Raw genomic sequence first — 20,634 nt, forward strand, 5'->3', positions numbered from 1 at the left:
CATGGCGCTGCGAAAAGTCATTATCACCTGCGCCGTCACCGGGTCGGTGCACACACCATCGATGTCGCCGCATCTGCCGGTGACGCCGGACCAGATCGCCGCCGACGCGATCGCCGCCGCCGAAGCCGGTGCCTCGATCCTGCATCTTCACGCCCGCGACCCCAAGGATGGGAGGCCGACCGCCGACCCCGAGGTGTTCATGCAGTTCCTGCCGCGCATCAAGCAGGCGACCGACGCAGTGATCAACATCACCACCGGTGGCTCCTCGCTGATGACGCTCGACCAGCGGTTGGCCGCCCCGCTCAGGGCGGAGCCGGAAATGTGCTCGCTCAACATGGGCTCGATGAATTTCGCGCTGTTCCCCATGCTCGAGCGGCCGCGGGAGTGGCAGCACGAATGGGAGCCGAAGCTGCTCGAGGCGACCCGCGACACGATCTTCAAGAACACCTTTGCCGACATGGAGACGGTGCTCGAAAAGCTTGGGCGCGGATGCGGCACGCGCTTCGAATTCGAATGCTACGATGTCGGCCATCTCTACTCGCTGGCGCATTTCCGCGACCGCGGGCTGGTGTCGGGACCGCTGTTCATCCAGTTCGTGTTCGGCATCCTCGGTGGCATCGGCGCCGATCCCGAAAACCTGATCCACATGAAGCGCATCGCCGACAAACTGTTCGGCGACAGCTACCAGTTTTCGGTGCTGGCCGCCGGACGCCATCAGATGCCGATGATCTCGATTGCGGCGGCGATGGGCGGCAATGTCCGCGTCGGGCTGGAGGACAGCCTCTACGACGGGCGCCAACTGGCCAAGTCCAATGCCGACCAGGTCCGCCGTATCCGCAGCGTGCTCGACGGGCTGTCGCTGGACGTCGCGACGCCGGCCGAGGCGCGGCAGATGCTGGCGCTCAAGGGCGGCGACCGTGTGGCGTTCTGATGGTTGCGCTCCGGCACACCCCCTCTGGCCTGCCGGCCATCTCCCCCTCAAGGGGAGAGATCGGCAGCTTCGATCTCGCTGCCCACCCTGCAACGTTGGTGAATCGCGAAACCCGGCGCGACATCCAATCTCCCCCCTTGAGGGGGAGATGTCCGGCAGGACAGAGGGGGGTGCCTGGGCGCCCTGCCTGCCGTGAGTACGCCATCCACAAACGTGCTTATCCGCCCCGGCCGGGTGGAGGACGTCGAAACCATCCACGCCGCACTCCTACGGCTCGGCGCGCATGTCGGCGCACATCAGGAGATCACCTCGACAGCTGCGGATCTCCGCACCTATGGCTTTGGCGAAAAGCCTGCCTTCTCGACCTTGATCGCCGAAGTCGGCGGCGAATTTGCCGGGCTTTGCCTGCATTTTCCGATCTTCTCGACATGGATGGGACGACCCGGCGTCTATGTGCAGGACCTCTACGTCGAGGACCGGTTTCGCGGCCGCAGGATCGGCGAGCGCCTGCTGCGCCGGGTGGCGGCGCAGTGCCGGAAGGCAGGCGGCGTCTATCTCAGGCTGTCCGTCGATACCGACAACGAGACCGCCAAGGCTTTTTACGAACGGTTGGGCATTGCCTGGTCGAGCTACGAGCAGGTGCAGAAGATCGTCGGCGACGCCTTTTTCGCCTTCGCCGATGCACCGGAGGAGCCAACATGAAAGCCTTCTATGCCGAAGAACAGAAGCGCCACGACCCGAAGGCGTTCCTCTCAAGCGGCGCGCCGCAGCCCAATCCGGAAAAGCCGGAACGGGTCGAGCGATTGCTAGCCGGCGCAAAGGCTGCCGGCTGCACGATCGAACGGCCGCGGGATCACGGGCTCGGCCCGATTGCGGCGGTGCATACGCCCGAATATCTCGATTTCCTCCAGCATATCTTCGCGCGCTGGCAGCGCATCGAGGGTGCCTCTGCCGAGGTCATTCCCAACATCCATCCGATCGCGCGGCACGGCTCCTATCCTGCCTCGGCAGTCGGCCAGGCCGGCTACCACATGGCCGACACCGCCTGCCCGATCTCCGGCGAGACGTGGCAGAGCGCACTGTGGAGCGCCTGGAGCGCGGTTGAAGCAGCCGAGGCGGTGATGTCGGGCGTGCCTTCAGCCTATGCGCTCTGCCGTCCGCCCGGCCATCACGCCTTTGCCGAGGTCGCCGGCGGCTTCTGCTTCATCAACAATTCGGCGGTCGCCGCACGGGTTCTGCGCAAGCAAGCGGCGCGGGTGGCGATCCTCGACGTCGACCTGCATCACGGCAATGGCACGCAGGGCATCTTCTATGCCCGGCCGGACGTGCTCACCGTGTCGCTGCATGCCGACCCGGTGCGCTTCTATCCGTTTTTCTGGGGCCATGCCGACGAGCGCGGCGAAGGCGCCGGCCTCGGCTACAATCTCAACCTGCCGCTGCCGCGCAAATCCGGCGACGCCGCATTCCTCGAAGCACTGGACGTGGCTTTCCAGCGTATCCGCGCCTTTGCGCCAGAAGCGCTGGTGGTGGCGCTCGGCCTCGACGCCTTCGAGGGCGATCCGTTCGGTGGGCTGTCGGTGAGCACGCCCGGTTTCTCGCGCATTGGCGAGGCCATCGCCGGTCTCGGCCTATCGACAGTCATCGTCCAGGAAGGCGGCTATCTCTGCGACGAGCTCGGCGACAATCTCACCGCCTTCCTCACCGGTTTTGGCGGCGCCCACAAGCGATGATCGGCCCGCGAGGCGCGCTCAGGATCGTTCCTGCCTCAGCATGGCGACAACGCGGTGCACACTCTCCAGCGTCTCGTCGATCTCGGCTGAAGTGTTGTAATGAGCGATGCCTATGCGCACGACGCCCTGGTCGGCCGGAATGCCGAGCTGGTGCACAATCTCCCAGGCGTAGTTGTGGCCGGACCATAGGAAGATGTTTTCCGCATTCATCTGCCGCACGATCGCCTCCGGCACGATGCCTTGGACGGTGAAGGACACCGTCGGCACGCGCTCATTGATCCGCTTCGGATCGGTGATGCCGTGGATGGTCAGGCCGGCAATATCCGACAGACCGTCGATCAGCCGTTGCGCCAGCGGGTTCTCGTAAGCGATCGACAATTCGAAGGCCTTGGTTATTTTCTGGCGGCGCGATGCTTGATCGCCGGCCGCCGCGCCCAGCTCGGCAAGATAATCGACCGCCGCCGACAGGCCGGCCATCAATTCAATTTGCGGCGTGCCGAGCTCGAAGCGCTCCGGCAAGGCATTGGACGAGCAACGGCATTTGTACGGCTTCAGCGCATCGACGACGTCCAGCCTGCCCCACAAAATTCCCATATGTGGGCCGAAGAACTTGTAGGCCGAGCAGATCAGGAAATCACAGCCGAGATTTTGGACATCGATCAGGCCATGCGGGGCGAACTGCACGGCATCGACGTAGACCAACGCACCTGCCTGGCAGTGCGGGTCAACGCCTTCACCCGGTTGATCGACCCGGTGAGATTGCTGGCGTAGTTGAGCGCAACGAGCCGCGTCGTCTCGGAAAGCAACGCGGCAAGCGCCGCCTCCTCGATTTGCCAGCTCTGCTGGTCGAAAGGCAGCCAGCGCACGACAAGGCCAAGGTCTTCAGCCAGTTGCAGCCAGGGCGAGACGTTGCCCTCATGGTCCATGCGGGTGAGGATGATCTCGTGGCCGGGCTTCATCGTACGGCCAAGCGTTCGCGACATGTGGTAGGTCAGCGTCGTCATGTTGGCGCCGATGATAATTTCCTGCTGACTTGCCGCGCCAAGGAAATCCGCCATCGCCAGATGGGCCTCGTCGACGATGTCTTGTGCCGCGATGGTGGTCTCGAAGAAGCCGCCGAGATTGGCATTGGTGGTCAACAGGCAGCGTGACACCGCGTCCGCCACCGCCTGCGGCACCTGCGTGCCGGCAGGATTGTCGAGATAGATGCGCCTGCGGCCCTTGTCGGTCAGCGATAAGGCCGGAAATTTTGCGCGCACCGCGTCGATCCGGAAGTCCATGGCTGTTCCCCTCCCCTTATGATCATCGGACGATCACGTCTCGACGCCTCACGGGCACGGATTGCCGACGCGCTGGTGGATCGCATCGACGGCTTTCTGCATGTCCTCGGTCCAGACCACGTTGGCGGAAGAGAGCGCCATTTCGAGTTGCGAAATGGTGGTGGCACCGATGATGTTCGAGGTGACCAAGGGCCGGTTCGAGACATAGGCATTGGCAAACAGGGCCGGCTCCATGCCGAAGGTGCGCGCCAACCGGTTGTATTCGAGCTGCACTTCGGCAGCATTCGGCGTCTCGTAACGCTGGCCGCGGTTGAACAACTGCGAGCGCGAGCCCTGCGGCCGCGCGCCATGATCGTATTTGCCGGTCAAATAGCCTTGCGCCAGCGGCGAATAGGCAAGCAGCGACACCTGCTCGCGCTCGCAGACTTCGGCAAGGTTCACCTCGAAGGTGCGGTTGACGAAATTATAGGCGTTCTGCAACGAGACGACGCGCGGGCCGAGGCCCTTGTCGGCTTCGGCAATGAAACGCATGACGCCCCAGGAATTCTCGTTCGACAGGCCGAAGTGGCGGATCTTGCCGGCCTTCACCAGCTCGTCGAACACACCAAGCGTCTCGGCGATCGGCGTCTCGCCCTCCGGCACGCCGGCGGCATTGGAGCGTCGCGGCACGGCGCCGATGCGGTTCGGATTGGCGCCCCACGGTACGTCGCGTTCCGGCCAATGGATCTGGTAGAGATCGATGTAATCGGTGTTGAGCCTGGCGAGTGACTTATCAATAGCGTCGAAGATGTCGGCGCGCACCAGCTTCGACGGGCGGTCGCCGCGAAACCAGGTGTTGGCGGTGCGGCCAACCACTTTCGAGGCGATGATCACCTGGCCGCGATTGCGCTTCTCCTTCATCCAGTTGCCGATGATTGTCTCGGTGCGGCCCTGCGTCTCGGCCTTGGGCGGGATCGGATAGAGTTCGGCGGTGTCGATGAAATTGACGCCGCGCGCAAACGCCAAATCCATCTGAGCGTGACCGTCCGCCTCGGTGTTCTGCTGGCCCTGGCCCCAGGTCATCGAGCCGAGGCAGATCTGCGACACGAAAAGATCGGTCTGGCCGAGGCGGCGTTTGTGCATGGAGGTTCTCCGGCGGGAATTTTGCGCGGCTGCGCGAGGAGGAAGCAATAGCATACAGGAAAGCGCCGGCCGCTTCCAAGCCCGCCGCCGGCAGGCCAGGCGACTTTCCCAGGATGCCGGCGAACGGGGTTTATCTCCACGGCCAATAAAAGCCGGACTGCATGTACATGCAGTCCGGAAGTTCGCCAGGAATGGCGAGGAAAAACCGGCCAAATGCCGGCACTGACGCATACGGTCGAAGTGCCGCAGAAGTTTCGCCGGACCAGCCGAATTATGTCAAAAAAGATCGGGGCAGCATGGCTGCCATGCGAATGCTGCACTGCACAATCGTCATGATCTGCCTATATTGGAGGCCGTGGAGGTTTCAATAGAGGGGCTTGAACCATGGGATTCTTCACTGAAATGTTCGCCCGTCCGCGTCCGCGGGAACAGCTGCGCTATCGCGCGGCACTGGCGCTACTCCATTCGATGAGCAATGCCGATCGCACCGATATCGGCGTCAAGCCGGCCGATTTCCCACGCATCGCCCGGGAAATGTCCTTTCGCTAAACAGTGCACCGCGAGATATCCCGGCGCGGCCGGGATATCTCCTGAGCGAATCTCAACGCAATCCGAGAAAGATCGACTTGCCCAATGGCACGCCGTTGTGACGCAGGATGTCATAGGCAGTGGTCAGGTGGAAATAGAAATTGGGCATGGCGGCATGCAGCAGATACTGCATTCCCGGCATCGAAACCTCGCGCCCCGCAAGCCTCAGTTCGACCATCCTGTCATCTGAACCATCGAATTCGGCCGACGAGAATGTGGCGAGTAGATCGAGCGTCTTGGTTATGCGCGCCTGCAGATCGGCGAAGCTCGCCTCATTGTCCTCGTATTTTGGCACCTCACGCCCGGCCAGCCGCGACGGCGCGCCCTTGGCGTGATCGGTGGCAATCTGTACCTGCCTGGTCAGGGCGAACATGTCCGGCGCCAGCCTCGCCGTGAGATACACCTGCGGATCGATCTTCCGGTCAGCCGCATTTTGCTCGGCAATGCTCAGGACGTTGGCCAGTGCCTTCAGCCTCGCCGAAAATACCGGCACGGATGCTTCATACATTGATATGGTCACAAGAAATCTCCACGCGGCCCGACTGCCGACGGCGAGAGGTAGCGCTTTCGCACGTGATTGTTCAAGCGTCACCACGTCGCCGCAATCGATATGATAGGATTTTTCATCGAGTGGAGGTTCCCGATGAGACGCGCCCTTTTCGCAACGGCCGCTTTTATCTCTCTTGCCGTTGCCGGCCAATCGGCGCTCGCCGCAGACGCGCCTTATATCGACGACAGGTCGAATGCCGAAGCGGTCATCCGGTCGCTTTATAGTGCCATCAGCCGGCACGAATTCGCGCGCGCCTGGGACTATTTCGGCGACACCAAGCCGGCCAAGGATTTCAATTCCTTCGTCAAAGGCTATGACGGCACGGACACGGTCGAAGTCAAAACCGGTGGCGTATCCGAAGACGGGGCTGCCGGCAGTATCTACTACAGCGTTCCGGTCGCCATCCGGGCGACAGCCAAGGACGGCAGCGAAAATGTCTTTGCCGGCTGCTATACGCTGCGCCAGATCAACGCCTCGATCCAGGAACCGCCATTTCGCTCGATCTTCATCGACAAGGGTGCGCTGAAACCGTCAAAGGCCGATTTCGAGGATGCCGTGCCGGCAAGCTGCGGCGAAGGACCGCCGCCGCCGAAGAAGGACGCAGCGCTTGAGCAGGCCAACAGAGCGTTTGCCGCGACTTATGGCGACCAGTGCGACAAGGATCTTTTGGCGCAGGAGCCGGACATTTTCTCGATCCACTATAAGGACAAGGATGCGGCTGCCAGTGATCCCGAAAGGGAAACGCGGCTTTTCCATTTCGCCTGCTCGGCCGCGGCCTACAACGAAAACTCTATCTATTACTTGAGCGACGACGTGCTCGGCGTCAGACAATTGCAGTTCGCCGAACCCGAAATGGACATTCGCTACGAAAACAACGACAGCGACGGCAAATTGCTGGGCATGACCATAGTTGGCTTCCAGACCTCCGGCTGGGCAACCAATTCCGATTATGACGAAGAGACCAGGACGATCACCACGTTCAACAAATGGCGCGGCATCGGCGATGCCTCTTCATCGGGGACATATCTGTTTCGCAATGGCGATTTTTCCCTGGTCCAGTACGACGTCGACGCGTCTTACGACGGCGAGGAAAATCCGCAGATGGTCGTCGACTACAACACCGCGCCCTAAGGGGCCTTCGTCAACATCCAGTTGAGCGTGCCGCGCCAGTCGGTCATGCGGATCGGGGTGCCATGCGTGCCAGTTTCAAAACGGACGAAGCGGGTCGGATAGGTTTTCGATTTGGCCAGGATCGATCGGAAGAAAGCTTCCTGTTTCTCGATTGGAAACACCGGGTCCTTGCTGCCCTGGCCGAAGAAGACCGGCACACGACGCTTGAATGCGGGGCTTGAGAAGAAACTCTCATCCCATAGCGAGCCGAGCAACAGCAGCCCGTCGATGCGCCCGCCGGTGTCCTTGCGATCGGCCAGCTTCCAGCATAACGAACCGCCCATCGAGCCGCAGGCGACGAAGATCTTCGCGCCCGGTGATTGCTCGGCATAGTGGCCGATCAACGCAGCGATCTGGGCGGCACCGGTGTCGCCGAAGTCGGAAAAATCCGGCGACAGATAGAGGCCGCCATTGCCGGCCATCAGGTTCTTGATGCGGTTGAAATTGCCGCCGAAGGTGAAGTCGTCGGTGCCCTGCTTACGGCTGCCGCCCTGCCCGTGCAGGTAAAGCACGATGATGCTGGCGCCCCCGACTTTGCCGACGGCAATGTGGCGGACATCGCCAGCGTCGGTCTTCAGCAACAGATCCTGCTGCACCTTGCGCACGCCGGTATCGGTGTATTGCGCGTGCACACGACGCTCAGGCATTTCGTCACGGGCGTTGATGTCGCGCAACTCACGATAGTCGATGACCGTATAGGCGCCGTTGTTTTCGGATGAGAGCGTCGCCGGATAGGCGAACAGATCATCCTTGAAGGGTTTGAGTTCGAGAGCGTTGGCGTAGGCGGCACAAGAGAGCGACAAAAGAATCGCGATCAGCAGGGCCGGGAGGCCAGAGGGGGGCAAGCGGAACCGGAAGCAGGAACGAAAGGCCATCCCGCAGCCATGCGTTTTTCGGCTTCGGTTTGTCAATCCTGCAGCACGCCGCCGGCGCTTTCCAGCGCCTCGCGCGTGTCGACATCGACGGCCGCCCCTTCGCCGATCTCGACATCGATGACGTCGAGCCCTTCGGCCTCGACCAGATGACGGGCACCGGTATCGCCTTCGAGGTGAGCGATGGCGGCGAACAGCGAGCGCGGCAGCAGCACCGGGTTGCCGCGCCGGCCATTATGAGAGGCGCGCACCACCGATCGCCCTTCGGACTTGCGGAACGCCTCGATCAGCCTGTCGAGGTCGGCCGAGGCGACGCCGGGCATATCGCCGAGGACGATCATGGCGCCGGCGGCGTCGCCAGAAACCTTGGCGATGCCTGCCTTCAGCGACGAAGACAGACCCTCGGCGAAATCCGGATTGTCGGCGAAGGTCACATCCATGCCCGACAGTGCGCTGCGCACGCGCTCGCGCTGGTGGCCGGTGACGACGATGGTGGCCGCGGCTTTCGAACCGACCGCGCGTTCGGCGGTGCGGCGGACCAGGGGCTTGCCGTCGAACAGCGCCAAAAGCTTGTTCGGCCCGCTCATGCGGCTGGAGCGGCCGGCCGCCAGAAGCACCGTCTCGACCCTTGGTTCGGCTTTGGCCGGCAGCGGCTCGCGCGGCTGCGGCCGCGTCGGAATTTCCATCAGCAGCCCGCCAACGCCCATGCCGGCAATATCCCTGGCGGTCACGTCGAGACCAGCAATCAGCCGGTCGAGCACCCAGTCGAAGCCGTTCTCCTTGGGGCTACGGGCGCAACCGGGCGCACCGATGATGCGCTTGCCGCCTAGATTGCCGAGCACCAGCAGATTGCCAGGATCGACCGGCATGCCGGCGCGAATGACGGTGCCGCTTGCCCGTTCGATGGCGGCGGGCACGACGTCGCCGAAATCGGCCATCGCCGAGGCGCCGAAGATCACCACCATATCGTTGTCGCGGATCAGCGAGGCGGCAGCCTCGGCGACGGGGCTGACCTCATGCGGGGTTCGACGCTCCGTCGTCAGCCGGCTGCCCGAACGCGCCAGGCGCGCTTCGGTGACGCGCAGCGTCTTGTCGAGCACGCTCGGCTTGATGCCGGGCAGCACCGTCTGGATGACGCCGACGCGCACCGGCTGATAGGCGTTGACCGCAAAAATCTCGCCCTCGGCGCAGATCCTTGCCACCGCATCGACCAAAGCGAAGGCGACCGCAAACGGAATGATTTTCACCGTCGCAACCATCTGACCTTTTTCGACCGGCGCATGCTGCGCCAGCGTGGCGATGGTAATCGTCGGATCGACGGCATTGATGGCGTCGATCATCGCCGCGTCGACGGTGAATATGCCGGCAGCCTGCGCGTGGAGGTTGACCCTGCCGGTCGCAGCGCGCTTCGCCTCGATGTTGCGATGGATCATATATGCGGCGAGCTTTTCGGCCGCGGCATCCTCGCTGAGATCATCGGGCGCCAACACCGCCGCGACGACCTCGGAAATCCCGGAGGCCTTCAACAGGGACACATCCTCGGCGCTTAGCCTGTGCGCCTTGCGGAAGCGGCGCTCTCCGGCTGTGGTGGCGTGCGCCAGCACTGCCCCTTCGGCCGCATCGATCGGAACGGGACCAAATTTCACGCGACCGCGCCTTTGGATTCGAGGCCGCGAGAGCGAAAGGCGTGGATCGCTTGCGCCAACACCGCGACGGCGATCTCGGCCGGGCTGGCAGCCCCAATGTCGAGGCCGATCGGTGCATGAATGCGGGCGATCTGGTCGGCGGTCGCGCCCAAGGCCAGCAAGCGTTCGACGCGTTTCGCATGGGTCTTGCGACTGCCAAGCGCCCCGACATAGAAGCAGTTGGCGTCGAGCGCCGCCTTCAGCGCGAAATCGTCGATCTTCGGATCATGAGTGAGGGCAGCCAGCGCGGTATAGCCGTCGAGCGGCTGACGCTTCAGGACATCCTCCGGCCATTCGGCATGCAGCGCGATGTCGGGAAAGCGGTCGGACGTGGCAAACGCCGTGCGCGGATCGATGATCTCGACGGGATAGCCGGCGATCCTGGCCATCGGTGCAAGCGCCTGGCTGATGTGGACGGCGCCGATCACCACCAGGCGTGGCTGCGGCAGATGTGCGTTGAGGAAGAAGGCCCGTCCCTCAGCTTCGACCGACCCGGAATTGCCGGTGCGGAATGCCTTGGCGATGGCTGCCCCGAGTTCGCCGGCAACCTGGTCGCCCTCGCGCACGATACGGTCCCGGCCGTCACCAAGATCGGTTACCAAAATCGCCGCGCGGCGGGCACGACGTTCGGCGTTGAGTGTCTTCAGCGCGTAAGGATCCATCGACAATCAGCCCAATCTTTCGACATAGACCTTGATGCGGCCGCCACAGGACAGGCCGACCTGCCACGCAGTCTCATCGGCGACCCCGAACTCCAGCATCTTCGCCTTGCCGCTATCGATGACGTCGATTGCTTCGGTCACCACTGCGCCTTCGACGCAGCCGCCCGAAACGGAGCCATGGAAATTGCCTTCGGTGTCGATGACCAGATGGCTACCGACCGGCCGCGGTGCCGAACCCCAGGTTTCGACCACGGTGGCAATGGCGACGTCCTTGCCCTCCTTCATCCAGCCCTCCGCGATGATCAGCGGGTCGCGGGCTTCATCGAGATAGACACTGTGTTCCATGATTTTCTCCCTGGGAGACATGTGGTTATGCGACGCGCTTCGCGCCAGCCTGGATCCACCGGCGCGGGTCGACCGAACGCACCGAATTCTTGTCCAGCGACGCACAGAGATCGGCGAGCGCGTCGAGATTGTGCACCGAACGGAATTCGTCGACATGCGGCAGCATCGCCCTGACGCCGCGGGCGCGCGCCTCGAAGCCGTCGAAGCGCAGCAGCGGGTTCAGCCAGATCAGCCGCCGGCAGGATTTATGCAGCCGTTCCATTTCCTCCGACAGGCCGGCGACCTCGTCGCGCTCCAGCCCATCGGTGATCAGCAGTACCACCGCGCCTTGCCCCAGCACGCGGCGCGACCAAAAACGGTTGAATTCTGCCAGCGTATCGCCGATGCGCGTGCCGCCCGACCAGTCCTTTACCGCGGCAGAACAGTCGGCGAGTGCGGCATCGGGATCGCGATGCCGCATCTGACGGGTCAGATTGGTAAGCCTGGTGCCGAAGACGAAGGCGTGCACGCGCCGGCGCTTTTCCGTCAGCGCATGCAGGAAATGCAGGAAGATCCGCGTGTACTGGCTCATAGAACCGGAAATGTCGGCAAGCACCACCAGCGGCGGATGGACTTCGCGGGGCGAGCGGAATTTAGGCAGGATCAACTCGCCGCCGGTGCGCGCAGCCGAGCGCATCATGGCGCGCGGATCGATACGGCGGCCATGCGCATCGGCTTTGAAACGCCGCGTCCGAACCATGTCGAAGGGCAGCCGCAACTGGGCGATCGCTATCCTGGCGTCGGCCATCTCGGCGGCGTTCATCTGGGCAAAATCCTTGCCTCTCAGCACCTCGTTGCCGGAGAAGGTGAAGCGCGCGTCGACCTCGATCTCGGGAACTTCCTGCGCCGGCTGGTTCTTCTGGTGACCCTCGAACATCGCCTGGCTGACGCGGTTCTCGGCCGCGCGGGGTTTTTGCTTCCCTTTGTTGTCGGGAGCGATCGGCGAAAAGATCGCCAGCATCTTTTCGATCAGCTCGTGCGACTTCCAGAACAGCCGGAAGGTCTCGTCGAAGGTGGCGTGATCTTCGTGCCTCGAGACCAGCACGGCGTGCAGCGTCCAGTAGAAATCGTCACGCGAGCCGATGCCGGCAGCGAGCACTGCCTCGATGGCGTCTTTGACCGAGGCCGGTCCGACACGCATACCGGCCTTGCGCAAGGTGCGGGAGAAATAGACGACGTTGTCGGCGATCCGCCCGTCCGCCGTTGCCTCTTTGGGTTCCGCACGCGGCATCGCCCTACTCCGCCGCCGACAGCTCGGCCTTGACCTCGTTGAGGATGCGCCGGCCTTCGCCCTCACCGATGCGGGCAATATCGTCCTGGTATTTCAGCAGCACGCCTATCGTGTCGGAAACCGTCTCAGGGTCCAACGCCACCTTGTCGAGTTCGGTCAGCGCGCCGGCCCAGTCGATGGTCTCGGCGACGCCGGGCACCTTGAACAGCTCGATCTGACGCAGCTTCTGGATGAATGAAACGACCTCGGCCGAAAGCCGGCTGTTGGCCTGCGGCACCTTTCGGCGGACGATCTCAAGCTCGCGCTCGGCATTGGGATAATCGACCCAGTGATAAAGGCAGCGCCGCTTCAGCGCGTCGTGGATTTCGCGCGTGCGGTTGGTGGTGATGATGACGATCGGCGGCTCCTCCGCCTTGATGGTGCCGAGTTCGGGCACCGTCACCTGGAAATCGGAAAGGATTTCGAGCAGGAATGCCTCGAAGGCCTCGTCGGTGCGGTCGAGTTCGTCGATCAGGAACACCGGTGCGGCGCCCGCCTTGCCAGTCAGCGCATCGAGCACCGGGCGGCGGATCAGATACTTTTCGGAAAAGACGTTGCGTTCCATGTCGGAGCGGTCGACCTTGCCGGCCGCCTCCTCCATGCGGATTTCGATCATCTGCGCGGCGTAGTTCCACTCGTAGACGGCAGACGAGACATCGAGCCCTTCATAGCATTGCAGGCGGATCAGCCTACGGCCAAGGGCCTCGGCCAGCACCTTGGCGATCTCGGTCTTGCCGACGCCGGCCTCACCCTCAAGGAACAGCGGACGCTTCATGCGCAGCGACAAAAACAGCACAGTCGCCAGCGACCGGTCCGCCACATAATCCGCACCGGTCAACAGATCGAGCGTCTCGTCGATGGTCCGCGGCACGGGGCGCGATTTCAGCTCGGTCATTTGATCTCCGTGGACGCGGCCATCAAAGCCTCTACAGAGCGTGGTAGCTGCGGTCGTGATAGATCAGCGGCCGCAAATTATCGCCGATGCGCAGGCCTGTCACCTTGCCAAAAAGCACACGATGTGTGGCCAGATCCTTGGTGTCGATCAGCTCGCAGTCGAAGACGGCGAGCGCGCCCTTCAACGTCGGCGCACCGGTCGAGATGACGTCCCATTCGGCCAATGCGAAACGCTCCTCGACCGGCAGGCCGGTGATGCCGGAAAAGCCGATCGACAGCGGCTCCTGATCCGAAGCCAGCGTGTTCATGGCAAATTTGCCGTTTTTCACAAACGGCTCGTTCTTGGGATTTTCACGATTGAGGCAGACCAGGATGGTCGGCGGTGTGTCCGACACCGAGCAGGCCGCGATCACCGTCGCGCCACGCTTGCCGGCCGGGCCATCAGTGGTGACCACATGCACATGGCCGGCAAAATGGGCCATAGCGTCGCGGTAGGCCTGCGGCCCGATTTCATTCTTCTTCAGCACCGATGATTTTCCGTTAGTCAGAACCAGCCGTTATATATGACCGCATATTGCATGCCACAAGCGAAGTGCTTGAGCTATATCCCGAATTCGCGTGTTGCGCCAAAGCTGGCCAGCCTTTAGGTCTTGACGGCATTGGCGCCGGCAAAACACGCGATCGGCGCGGAGGAATTCTTCGCTCGCATGCGACCTTGGACAACCACGATAGCGGTGCTGGCCTGGCTCTCGCTCGCCGGTAGTGCGAGTGCCGAGACGCTGCTGATCGGCGTCGCGGCGCCTTTGTCGGGGCCGTCGGCGATCCTCGGCAATCAGATCGAGGCAGGCGCGACAATGGCGGCTGAAGCGAGTGATACCGAGATCAGGACGATCGATGACGCCTGCACGGCCGCTGGCGGCGTTGCCGCCGCGCGGGAATTCGCCGCGGCCAAGGTCAAGGTCGTCATCGGTTTTCTGTGCACCGACGCAATCGAGGCGGCTCTGCCGATCCTCAAGGATGCCGACATCCCGGTGATCACCGTCGGCGTGCGCACGGAAAGCCTGACCGACCGGCGCGCCAAGACGGGATGGCCGATCTATCGTCTCGGGCCGCGCGGCGACGACGAGCGCAATGCCGTCGCCGCCACCCTCACCCGCCTATGGCAGAACGAGCTGTTCGCTATCGTCGACGATGGCACGATCTATGGCCGCGAAATGGCCGAGACGTTTCGGTCTGCCGCCGAGCAGGCGGCATTGAAGCCAGTGTTCGTCGACACGTTCCGGCCGCAGCTCGACAACCAGATCGGCCTGATCGGCCGACTGAAGAAAGCCGGCGCAACGCATGTCTTTGCCGGCGGTGACGGCGATGATGTCGCCATTATGGGCCGCGACGCCGGCCAGCTCGATACCGGCATGGTGTTTGCCGGCGGTGAAGCGCTGCGCGCGCCGCTCGGCGACGTGCCTTACGCCGTCGGCACGCTAATGATCGCGCCGCCCGAATGGGTTGACGTCGCCGACCCCAAGGTGCTGCAAAGCTTTGCCGCACAAAACATCGTGCCGGATGGTTATACGCTGCCCGCCTATGCCGCGGTCGAGATCGCCCGCGAGGCCTTTGCGGCTTCCGAAACCTCCGGCAAAAGCCTGGCTGACCTGCTTACTGGACATGACTTCACTACGGCGATCGGGCCGATCCGCTTTGACGAGAAAGGCGACCTGACGCAAAATCCTTATCGCGCCTACCGTTTCGACGGCGGCCGTTTCGTGCGGGCGGAGAGCCAATAATGTTCCATACCGGTCCGCGCAATCTCATCACCGACGTTGCCGGCTTGCGGGTTGGCAATGCGGCGAATGCCAAGCTGAAATCCGGTGTGACCACCGTCATCTGCGACGAACCGGCCGTGGCCGGCGTGCAAATCCTGGGCGGTGCGCCGGGCACCCGCGAAACCGACCTGCTCGAGCCGCACAATTCAATCCATGCCATCCACGCCGTGGTGCTTTCGGGCGGTTCGGCCTTTGGCCTCGACGCCGCGTCGGGGGTACAGGCGGCATTGCGCGAAAGAGGCATCGGCGTCGAGGTCGGCGGCTTTCGCGTGCCGATCGTGCCGGCGGCGATCCTGTTCGACCTGCGCAATGGCGGCGACAAGGATTGGGGCCGGTATCCGCCTTACCGCGACCTCGGCTACGAAGCCGCGCAAGCCGCCGCGATAGACTTTGCGCTCGGCACCGCCGGCGCGGGTGCCGGCGCGCTGAGCTCCGGTCTGAAGGGCGGGCTCGGCTCGGCCTCGACAATGCTGGACAGCGGCGTCACCATCGGCGCGCTCGCCGCCGTCAACCCGACCGGCTCGGTGACGGTCGCCGGGACCCGCCATTTCTGGGCGGCACCGTTCGAGATCGGCGACGAGTTCGGCGGCTTAGGCTATCCCCACCCGATGCCTGACGGTGCCAGAAAGATCCTGCTGAAGTTCCGTGACAAGCATGCCGCAGAGCAGGCGGAAACCGGCGCCAACACGACCATCGCCGTGATCGCCACTGATGCGGTCCTCACCAAGGCCGCCGCCAAACGCCTGGCGATATCAGCGCATGACGGCTTTGTCCGTGCCATTTGGCCGACGCACACGCCCGCCGACGGCGATCTGGTCTTCGCGCTGGCAACGGGCAAGAGCGGCATCGAGCTCGGGCCCAACGATGCAATCGATCTCTACGCAGCTGCCGGCGCGACGATGGCGCGCGCCATCAGCCGCGGCGTCTTTGCCGCGACGCCGGCCGAGGGCGATCTCTTCCCGGTCTGGTCGTCGCGCTGAACGCGCCGACGCTCATTCGGTGAGCAGTAGTCAGACTGGACTATGATCAGGTGGGGTCGGATTTTTCTTCCTCGAACGTGACCGCAACATCCGAGTTTGCCGACAGGCGCACCTTCTGGCCCTCGACCTCGGCGACGAGGCTGAGAGGAATGAAGTGGTGATGGCCCCTGTGAGCGCCCTCGCCGCTGTCGCGCTTGGTCAGCTTGATGCGATCCCCGTCGACCTTGTCGACGGTGCCGACATGGACACCGTCGGCGCCGATCACTTCCATACGTTCGCGGATCTTGGCTGCATCGGTCATGGGGGTCTCCCTTAGGGCGCCGCGCGTCCTTTGGACGCGCAAAGGATGCTCTAAACATTTTGAATCAATGCATCGTGCCCTTCCGAAAATCGATTCTGATTTTCGGAAGGCACGATGCGGTGAAGCTGCCGACAATAACAAACGACAGCCGGATTGGATGCATCGACTTCGTGTTTCAGTTAGCACGATCTTTTGACAGCATCGTGATAGGGAATTTAACGACGTCGACTGCCTGAACGGAAAGCCCCATGCGAAATCTTGCCCTGTTTGCCGTCTGCCTGTTCGCCCAGCTTGCAACTTTGGTCGCCGCCTACGCAGGCGATGTCGCCGAGCTTGAGATCCTCGGCTTCAGCCGTGACGGCGGCATCTTCGCCTTCGAAGAATATGGCGTCCAGGACGGATCGGGATTCCCGTATGCCAACCGCTATTACATCGACACGGCCGACGACAGTTTTCTCAAGGGATCGCCGATCCGAGTCCGGCTCGAAGACGAGAATGCCATGGTGGACGCAGCGCGGCTGCAGGCTCGGCAAAAGGGCGAAGCGATCGTCAGTCAGGCGGAACTCACGGCAAATCGCGGCATCACCGCCGGCTTCAACCCGGTGACCGAGCTTTCTGCCGATCCCTTCCGCATGGTGGTCAATCCGCGCCCGATCTTTTCGCCGGTCGACGATCCGCTCGAGTTCCGGCTCGACCAGATCGGCATGAATGACACCGAACGCTGCCAGAGCCAGGGCGAGATCAACGGCTTTCGCCTGCTGCGCATCGAGGCGAAGGACGGCGGCCAGACGAGGATTATTCACGAGGACAAATCAATCCCGCAAAGCCGCGGCTGTCCGAATGGGTACCAGATCGGCGCGGTCCAGACATTTTCACTGGATAGCCTCAGCGCCTATGCCGTGCTGATCGCGGTGCGCCAATACGGCTTCGAAGGGCCGGACTATCGCTGGATCGCGGTAACCGGTCGCCTGTGACGTTCCCCGCCATGCGCTATCGCGCTCTGCGCCGTCTCCGCCGCTCCTTGCCGCCGCTGCGCACCGCTTTTGTCGGTGCCTTGTTGTGGGCCATGGCGATGGGCGCCAGCGCGCTGCTCAATCTGCAGCTGTACGATTGGGAGACCCCGGCGAAGGTCCGCTTCGTCTCGCTGCTTTATGCTGCCGGCGGCGCGCTGGCCTTCCCGGTTGGGCTGTTTCTGGCGCGACTCGTCTCCCTCGGACGCAACTGGGAGATCGCCCTCGCTGCCGCCTTCGTCTGCCTTCTCACCGTGACTATCGCCTTCACCGGCGGCCTCTTTGGGCTGCAATACCGCTCCTACTATGTCCAATGGCATGCGCCCGCGCTCACCATCACCTGGGTTTTCCAGTTCGTGTTCACGATGTTGACGGCGCTCTACCAGTTCGTCGTCCTCGGCATCCGGCTGTATTTTCCGCTCGGTTTCATTGCGCTGGCTGTCGCCAGTGTCTGGTTTGCGCGCCAGCAACGTTGAGCATTTTGCTTGCCTCTGTTAGGACGCGGGCAAATGCTCTTGCAAGTCAGGACCGACTGATGATCCCTCGCTACTCCCGGCCGGAAATGGTGGCCATCTGGTCGCCCGAAACCCGGTTCCGCATCTGGTTCGAGATCGAGGCCTACGCCTGCGACGCATTGGGCGAGCTCGGCGTCATCCCGAAGGAGGCCGCCAAGACCATTTGGGAGAAAGGCGGGGCGGCGAAATTCGATGTCGAAGCCATCGACGAGATCGAACGCGTCACCAAGCACGACGTCATCGCCTTTCTCACCCATCTTGCCGAATTCGTCGGGCCGGATGCCCGCTTCATCCATCAGGGCATGACATCCTCCGACGTTCTCGACACCTGTTTTGCCGTGCAGCTCACCCGGGCCAGCGACATCCTCCTGGCCGACATTGACGGGCTGCTTGCGGCGCTCAAGCGCCGCGCCTTCGAGCACAAGGATACGATTACCATCGGCCGCAGCCACGGCATCCATGCCGAGCCGACCACTTTCGGCGTCAAGCTGGCGCAGGCCTATGCCGAATTCTCGCGCTGCCGCGAGAGGCTGGTGCACGCACGCGAGGACATCGCCACCTGCGCCATCTCGGGTGCGGTCGGCACCTTCGCCAATATCGACCCCTATGTCGAAGAATACGTGGCCAAGAAACTTGGGCTGAAGCCCGAGCCGGTGTCGACGCAGGTGATCCCGCGCGACCGCCATGCGATGTTCTTCGCCACGCTCGGCGTCATCGCCTCGTCGATCGAGCGGCTGGCGATCGAGATGCGCCATCTGCAGCGCACCGAGGTACTGGAGGCGGAGGAGTATTTTTCGCCCGGACAAAAGGGCTCGTCGGCGATGCCGCACAAGCGCAACCCGGTGCTGACCGAGAACCTCACCGGCCTTGCTCGCATGGTGCGCTCCTTCGCGCTGCCGGCAATGGAGAATGTGGCGCTGTGGCACGAGCGCGACATCTCGCACTCGTCGGTCGAGCGCATGATCGGGCCCGACGCGACGGTGACGCTCGATTTCGCGCTGTCACGGCTGACCAGCGTCATCGACAAACTGCTGGTCTACCCCGACAACATGCTGAAGAACATGAACAAGTTCCGCGGCCTCGTGCATTCGCAGCGCGTGCTGCTGGCGCTGACGCAAGCCGGCATTTCGCGTGAGGAAGCCTACCGGCTGGTGCAGCGCAATGCCATGAAGGTGTGGGAGCAAGGCGCTGATTTCCTTGAGGAACTTTTGGCCGACAAGGACGTTGTTGCAGCCCTGCCTGAGGCCGAGATCCGCGAGAAATTCGACTTGGGCTATCATACCAAGCATGTCGACACGATCTTCAGCCGAGTGTTCGGAGAAGCCTGATGATTTCGGCGGCCGGAGATTTCGATTTTCTTGCCCTGCCCGGCCGCGGCAATTCCGGACCGGATCATTGGATGTCGCATTGGTGCAGGGTGCTCCCCAATTCGAGCCGCGTGCTGCAGGCAGAGTGGGACCGGCCGAAGCCTGAAGACTGGATCGGCCAGGTGGATGCTGCGGTGGCCGCCGCACCGCGCCGCATCGTGCTGCTTGCACATTCGCTGGCAGTGGCGACGGCGGTGAAGTGGGCTTCCGGGGCCAGTCAAAGCCAGCTCGACAAGGTCGCGGCGGCGTTCCTGGTCGCCGCGACCAATGTCGAGGATACCGATCCCTCATTCGACGCGGTGCGCCCGTTCGCGCCGATGCCGCTGAAGCGCCTGCCCTTCCCGGCATTGGTGGTGGCGAGCCGCAGCGACCCGCGCGTCACCTTCGACAAGGCGACCGCTTTTGCCGCAGCCTGGGGCGCGGATATCGCCGATGCCGGCGATCTCGGCCATATGGGAAACGAGGCCCGCCTGGGCGTATGGCCAGCGGGCCTGCTGATGCTAGGACGCTTACTCGAGAAGGCTAACCTCTAGCCTACGCCTTACCGGGAACCGTCCTTATCACTGTGCCCCACGGATCCTCGCGGGTAGTGTCGCTCGCGGCATTGTCCGAACGCATCTCGACCCAGGCCAGGCCGGAGCGGGAGGGATCTCGGCGACCGGCACCCGGGCTCTGCCACGCATTTGCGCCAATGTGGTGATGATAGCCGCCGGACGACAGGAACACCGCCGCGCCACCATATTTTGCCACCGTGTCGAAACCGAACTCCTGGTGCCACCATGCTTCGGCTTCTTCCGGCCTGCCGACCCGCAAATGGACGTGGCCGATAATGCTGTTTTCCGGCGCGCCCTGCCAGCCGGTGTCGCCGGCCGGCACTTCGGCAACCACCGAAGGGATGTTCAGCCGCTCCGTCGCCATCGCGATCTTGTCGCCGTTCCATTTCCAGTCCTGCGGACGGCGGTCGGCATAGATCTCGATGCCGTTGCCTTCCGGGTCGGTCAGATAAAGCGCCTCGCTGACCAGATGATCGGACGCGCCCTCGATGCCAATCTTGCCGGCGATGGCGTGATTGATCCAGCGGCCGAGATCGGCCCGACTGGGTAGTAGGAAGGCGGTGTGGAAAAGACCGGCGCTGCGCGGGTCATCCGGTTTCGCAGCCGGATCCGCTTCGATGTCGAGCAAAGGACGATTGACTGCGCCGAGCGTGATCGTGCCGCCGGAGCGGCTCAGTTCCTGCAAACCGACGACTTTGCGATAGTAGGCAGCGAGATTTTCTGCATGGCGCGCCCGCAAGCCGACGCGGGCAACGCTGACCGGGGTCGTCGCGGCAAAAGGCAGTTCGCTCATCAAAGTGCTCCGTTCAGGCGGCGCTCGACAAGCTTCCAACAGAGGAACCCGGCGCCATCAATCATTCTACGCCGGGTCCGTGCCAAAATCTCGGAACAGCCATTCTTTCCTGGCGACAGATCGTCGATCGCGATCGTTCACACAAGAGCGCAAGAA

The 20,634-nt window shown here is 63.1% G+C and carries 22 protein-coding genes and 1 pseudogene; 11 read left to right on the plus strand and 12 right to left on the minus strand.

The window, feature by feature from the left end; genetic code table 11:
- Position 1: 1 nt before the first annotated feature.
- The 3 genes from kce to NKI22_RS11520 all read left to right on the plus strand — a co-directional run bounded on the left by kce (position 2) and on the right by NKI22_RS11520 (position 2,661).
- A complete protein-coding gene (gene kce / locus NKI22_RS11510) occupies positions 2–931 on the plus strand; it encodes a 3,5-dioxohexanoate:acetyl-CoA acetone transferase (protein WP_352817492.1) in 930 nt (309 codons plus the stop codon).
- A 192-nt stretch (positions 932–1,123) separates the two neighbouring features.
- Positions 1,124–1,633 carry a GNAT family N-acetyltransferase gene (locus tag NKI22_RS11515; protein WP_352495812.1) on the plus strand — a complete coding sequence of 170 codons (510 nt, stop codon included), beginning with the start codon at positions 1,124–1,126 and terminating at the stop codon, positions 1,631–1,633.
- The gene (locus NKI22_RS11520) at positions 1,630–2,661 is read left to right on the plus strand and encodes a histone deacetylase family protein (RefSeq protein WP_023717413.1); all 1,032 of its coding nucleotides are present in this window, start codon (positions 1,630–1,632) and stop codon (positions 2,659–2,661) included. Before NKI22_RS11515 ends, NKI22_RS11520 begins: the two co-directional genes overlap by 4 nt.
- An 18-nt stretch (positions 2,662–2,679) precedes the next feature.
- On the opposite strand, the pseudogene NKI22_RS11525 reads toward NKI22_RS11520, so the two are convergent.
- Positions 2,680–3,941, minus strand: a pseudogene (locus tag NKI22_RS11525) (cysteine desulfurase-like protein).
- Between the two features lie 48 nt (positions 3,942–3,989).
- Positions 3,990–5,063 (minus strand): aldo/keto reductase, encoded by a 1,074-nt coding sequence (locus NKI22_RS11530; protein ID WP_352817490.1) that lies wholly within the window; start codon positions 5,061–5,063, stop codon positions 3,990–3,992.
- A 384-nt stretch (positions 5,064–5,447) separates the two neighbouring features.
- Here NKI22_RS11530 and NKI22_RS11535 point away from each other — a divergent pair, with 384 nt between their 5' ends.
- On the plus strand, positions 5,448–5,612 hold the full coding sequence (locus NKI22_RS11535) for a hypothetical protein (RefSeq protein WP_352817487.1): 165 nt from the start codon (positions 5,448–5,450) through the stop codon (positions 5,610–5,612).
- A 52-nt stretch (positions 5,613–5,664) separates the two neighbouring features.
- On the opposite strand, the gene NKI22_RS11540 is transcribed toward NKI22_RS11535, so the two are convergent.
- Positions 5,665–6,171, minus strand: a complete 507-nt coding sequence (locus NKI22_RS11540) for a DUF1993 domain-containing protein (RefSeq protein ID WP_352817484.1) — start codon at positions 6,169–6,171, stop codon at positions 5,665–5,667.
- A gap of 123 nt (positions 6,172–6,294) precedes the next feature.
- Between NKI22_RS11540 and NKI22_RS11545 the strand changes: the two genes are divergently transcribed.
- Positions 6,295–7,332: a DUF1176 domain-containing protein gene (locus NKI22_RS11545; RefSeq protein ID WP_352817481.1), complete on the plus strand. Its 1,038-nt coding sequence runs from the start codon at positions 6,295–6,297 to the stop codon at positions 7,330–7,332.
- Here the strand turns inward: NKI22_RS11545 and NKI22_RS11550 are convergent.
- From NKI22_RS11550 to NKI22_RS11580, 7 genes are read right to left on the minus strand one after another with little or no spacing between them, the layout of a single operon-like run.
- Positions 7,329–8,246 (minus strand): alpha/beta hydrolase, encoded by a 918-nt coding sequence (locus tag NKI22_RS11550; protein WP_352817478.1) that lies wholly within the window; start codon positions 8,244–8,246, stop codon positions 7,329–7,331. The two genes, NKI22_RS11545 and NKI22_RS11550, sit on opposite strands and share 4 nt — an antisense overlap.
- Positions 8,247–8,278: 32 nt before the next feature.
- Positions 8,279–9,889, minus strand: coding sequence for an NTP transferase domain-containing protein (locus NKI22_RS11555; RefSeq protein WP_352641130.1), 1,611 nt, complete (start codon positions 9,887–9,889; stop codon positions 8,279–8,281).
- Positions 9,886–10,590 (minus strand): XdhC family protein, encoded by a 705-nt coding sequence (locus NKI22_RS11560; protein WP_352481162.1) that lies wholly within the window; start codon positions 10,588–10,590, stop codon positions 9,886–9,888. The genes NKI22_RS11555 and NKI22_RS11560 overlap by 4 nt, the downstream gene beginning before the upstream one ends.
- A gap of 6 nt (positions 10,591–10,596) precedes the next feature.
- Entirely contained in the window at positions 10,597–10,935 is a 339-nt protein-coding gene (locus tag NKI22_RS11565) for an XdhC family protein (RefSeq protein ID WP_352641128.1), read from the minus strand.
- Between the two features lie 25 nt (positions 10,936–10,960).
- Positions 10,961–12,205 carry a vWA domain-containing protein gene (locus tag NKI22_RS11570; protein WP_352717335.1) on the minus strand — a complete coding sequence of 415 codons (1,245 nt, stop codon included), beginning with the start codon at positions 12,203–12,205 and terminating at the stop codon, positions 10,961–10,963.
- 4 nt (positions 12,206–12,209) lie between these two features.
- Positions 12,210–13,139: an AAA family ATPase gene (locus NKI22_RS11575; protein ID WP_352495809.1), complete on the minus strand. Its 930-nt coding sequence runs from the start codon at positions 13,137–13,139 to the stop codon at positions 12,210–12,212.
- A 31-nt stretch (positions 13,140–13,170) separates the two neighbouring features.
- Positions 13,171–13,665, minus strand: coding sequence for a flavin reductase (locus NKI22_RS11580; RefSeq protein ID WP_352641125.1), 495 nt, complete (start codon positions 13,663–13,665; stop codon positions 13,171–13,173).
- A gap of 180 nt (positions 13,666–13,845) precedes the next feature.
- On the opposite strand from NKI22_RS11580, the gene NKI22_RS11585 reads away from it, so the two are divergent.
- Positions 13,846–14,919 carry a branched-chain amino acid ABC transporter substrate-binding protein gene (locus NKI22_RS11585; protein WP_352641123.1) on the plus strand — a complete coding sequence of 358 codons (1,074 nt, stop codon included), beginning with the start codon at positions 13,846–13,848 and terminating at the stop codon, positions 14,917–14,919.
- Positions 14,919–15,938: a P1 family peptidase gene (locus NKI22_RS11590; RefSeq protein WP_352481167.1), complete on the plus strand. Its 1,020-nt coding sequence runs from the start codon at positions 14,919–14,921 to the stop codon at positions 15,936–15,938. Before NKI22_RS11585 ends, NKI22_RS11590 begins: the two co-directional genes overlap by 1 nt.
- A 46-nt stretch (positions 15,939–15,984) precedes the next feature.
- Here the strand turns inward: NKI22_RS11590 and NKI22_RS11595 are convergent, their stop codons facing one another.
- Complete coding sequence (locus NKI22_RS11595; RefSeq protein WP_254817658.1) at positions 15,985–16,239, minus strand: DUF2171 domain-containing protein; 255 nt, start codon at positions 16,237–16,239, stop codon at positions 15,985–15,987.
- A 248-nt stretch (positions 16,240–16,487) separates the two neighbouring features.
- Here NKI22_RS11595 and NKI22_RS11600 point away from each other — a divergent pair, with 248 nt between their 5' ends.
- Genes NKI22_RS11600 through NKI22_RS11615 form a run of 4 tightly spaced genes read left to right on the plus strand, consistent with a single transcriptional unit; the run spans position 16,488 to position 19,664 of the window.
- Positions 16,488–17,213 (plus strand): DUF2259 domain-containing protein, encoded by a 726-nt coding sequence (locus NKI22_RS11600; RefSeq protein ID WP_352641121.1) that lies wholly within the window; start codon positions 16,488–16,490, stop codon positions 17,211–17,213.
- Between the two features lie 11 nt (positions 17,214–17,224).
- Positions 17,225–17,725, plus strand: a complete 501-nt coding sequence (locus NKI22_RS11605; protein WP_031193518.1) for a hypothetical protein — start codon at positions 17,225–17,227, stop codon at positions 17,723–17,725.
- Between the two features lie 59 nt (positions 17,726–17,784).
- Positions 17,785–19,092, plus strand: coding sequence for an adenylosuccinate lyase (purB, locus tag NKI22_RS11610; protein ID WP_352587695.1), 1,308 nt, complete (start codon positions 17,785–17,787; stop codon positions 19,090–19,092).
- The gene (locus tag NKI22_RS11615; RefSeq protein WP_023717394.1) at positions 19,092–19,664 is read left to right on the plus strand and encodes an RBBP9/YdeN family alpha/beta hydrolase; all 573 of its coding nucleotides are present in this window, start codon (positions 19,092–19,094) and stop codon (positions 19,662–19,664) included. The genes purB and NKI22_RS11615 overlap by 1 nt, the downstream gene beginning before the upstream one ends.
- A gap of 1 nt (position 19,665) precedes the next feature.
- On the opposite strand, the gene NKI22_RS11620 is transcribed toward NKI22_RS11615, so the two are convergent.
- Entirely contained in the window at positions 19,666–20,478 is an 813-nt protein-coding gene (locus tag NKI22_RS11620) for a VOC family protein (RefSeq protein WP_023717393.1), read from the minus strand.
- Positions 20,479–20,634: the final 156 nt, after the last annotated feature.

This window comes from Mesorhizobium sp. M0778, from assembly GCF_040320105.1.
Lineage (GTDB): Bacteria > Pseudomonadota > Alphaproteobacteria > Rhizobiales > Rhizobiaceae > Mesorhizobium.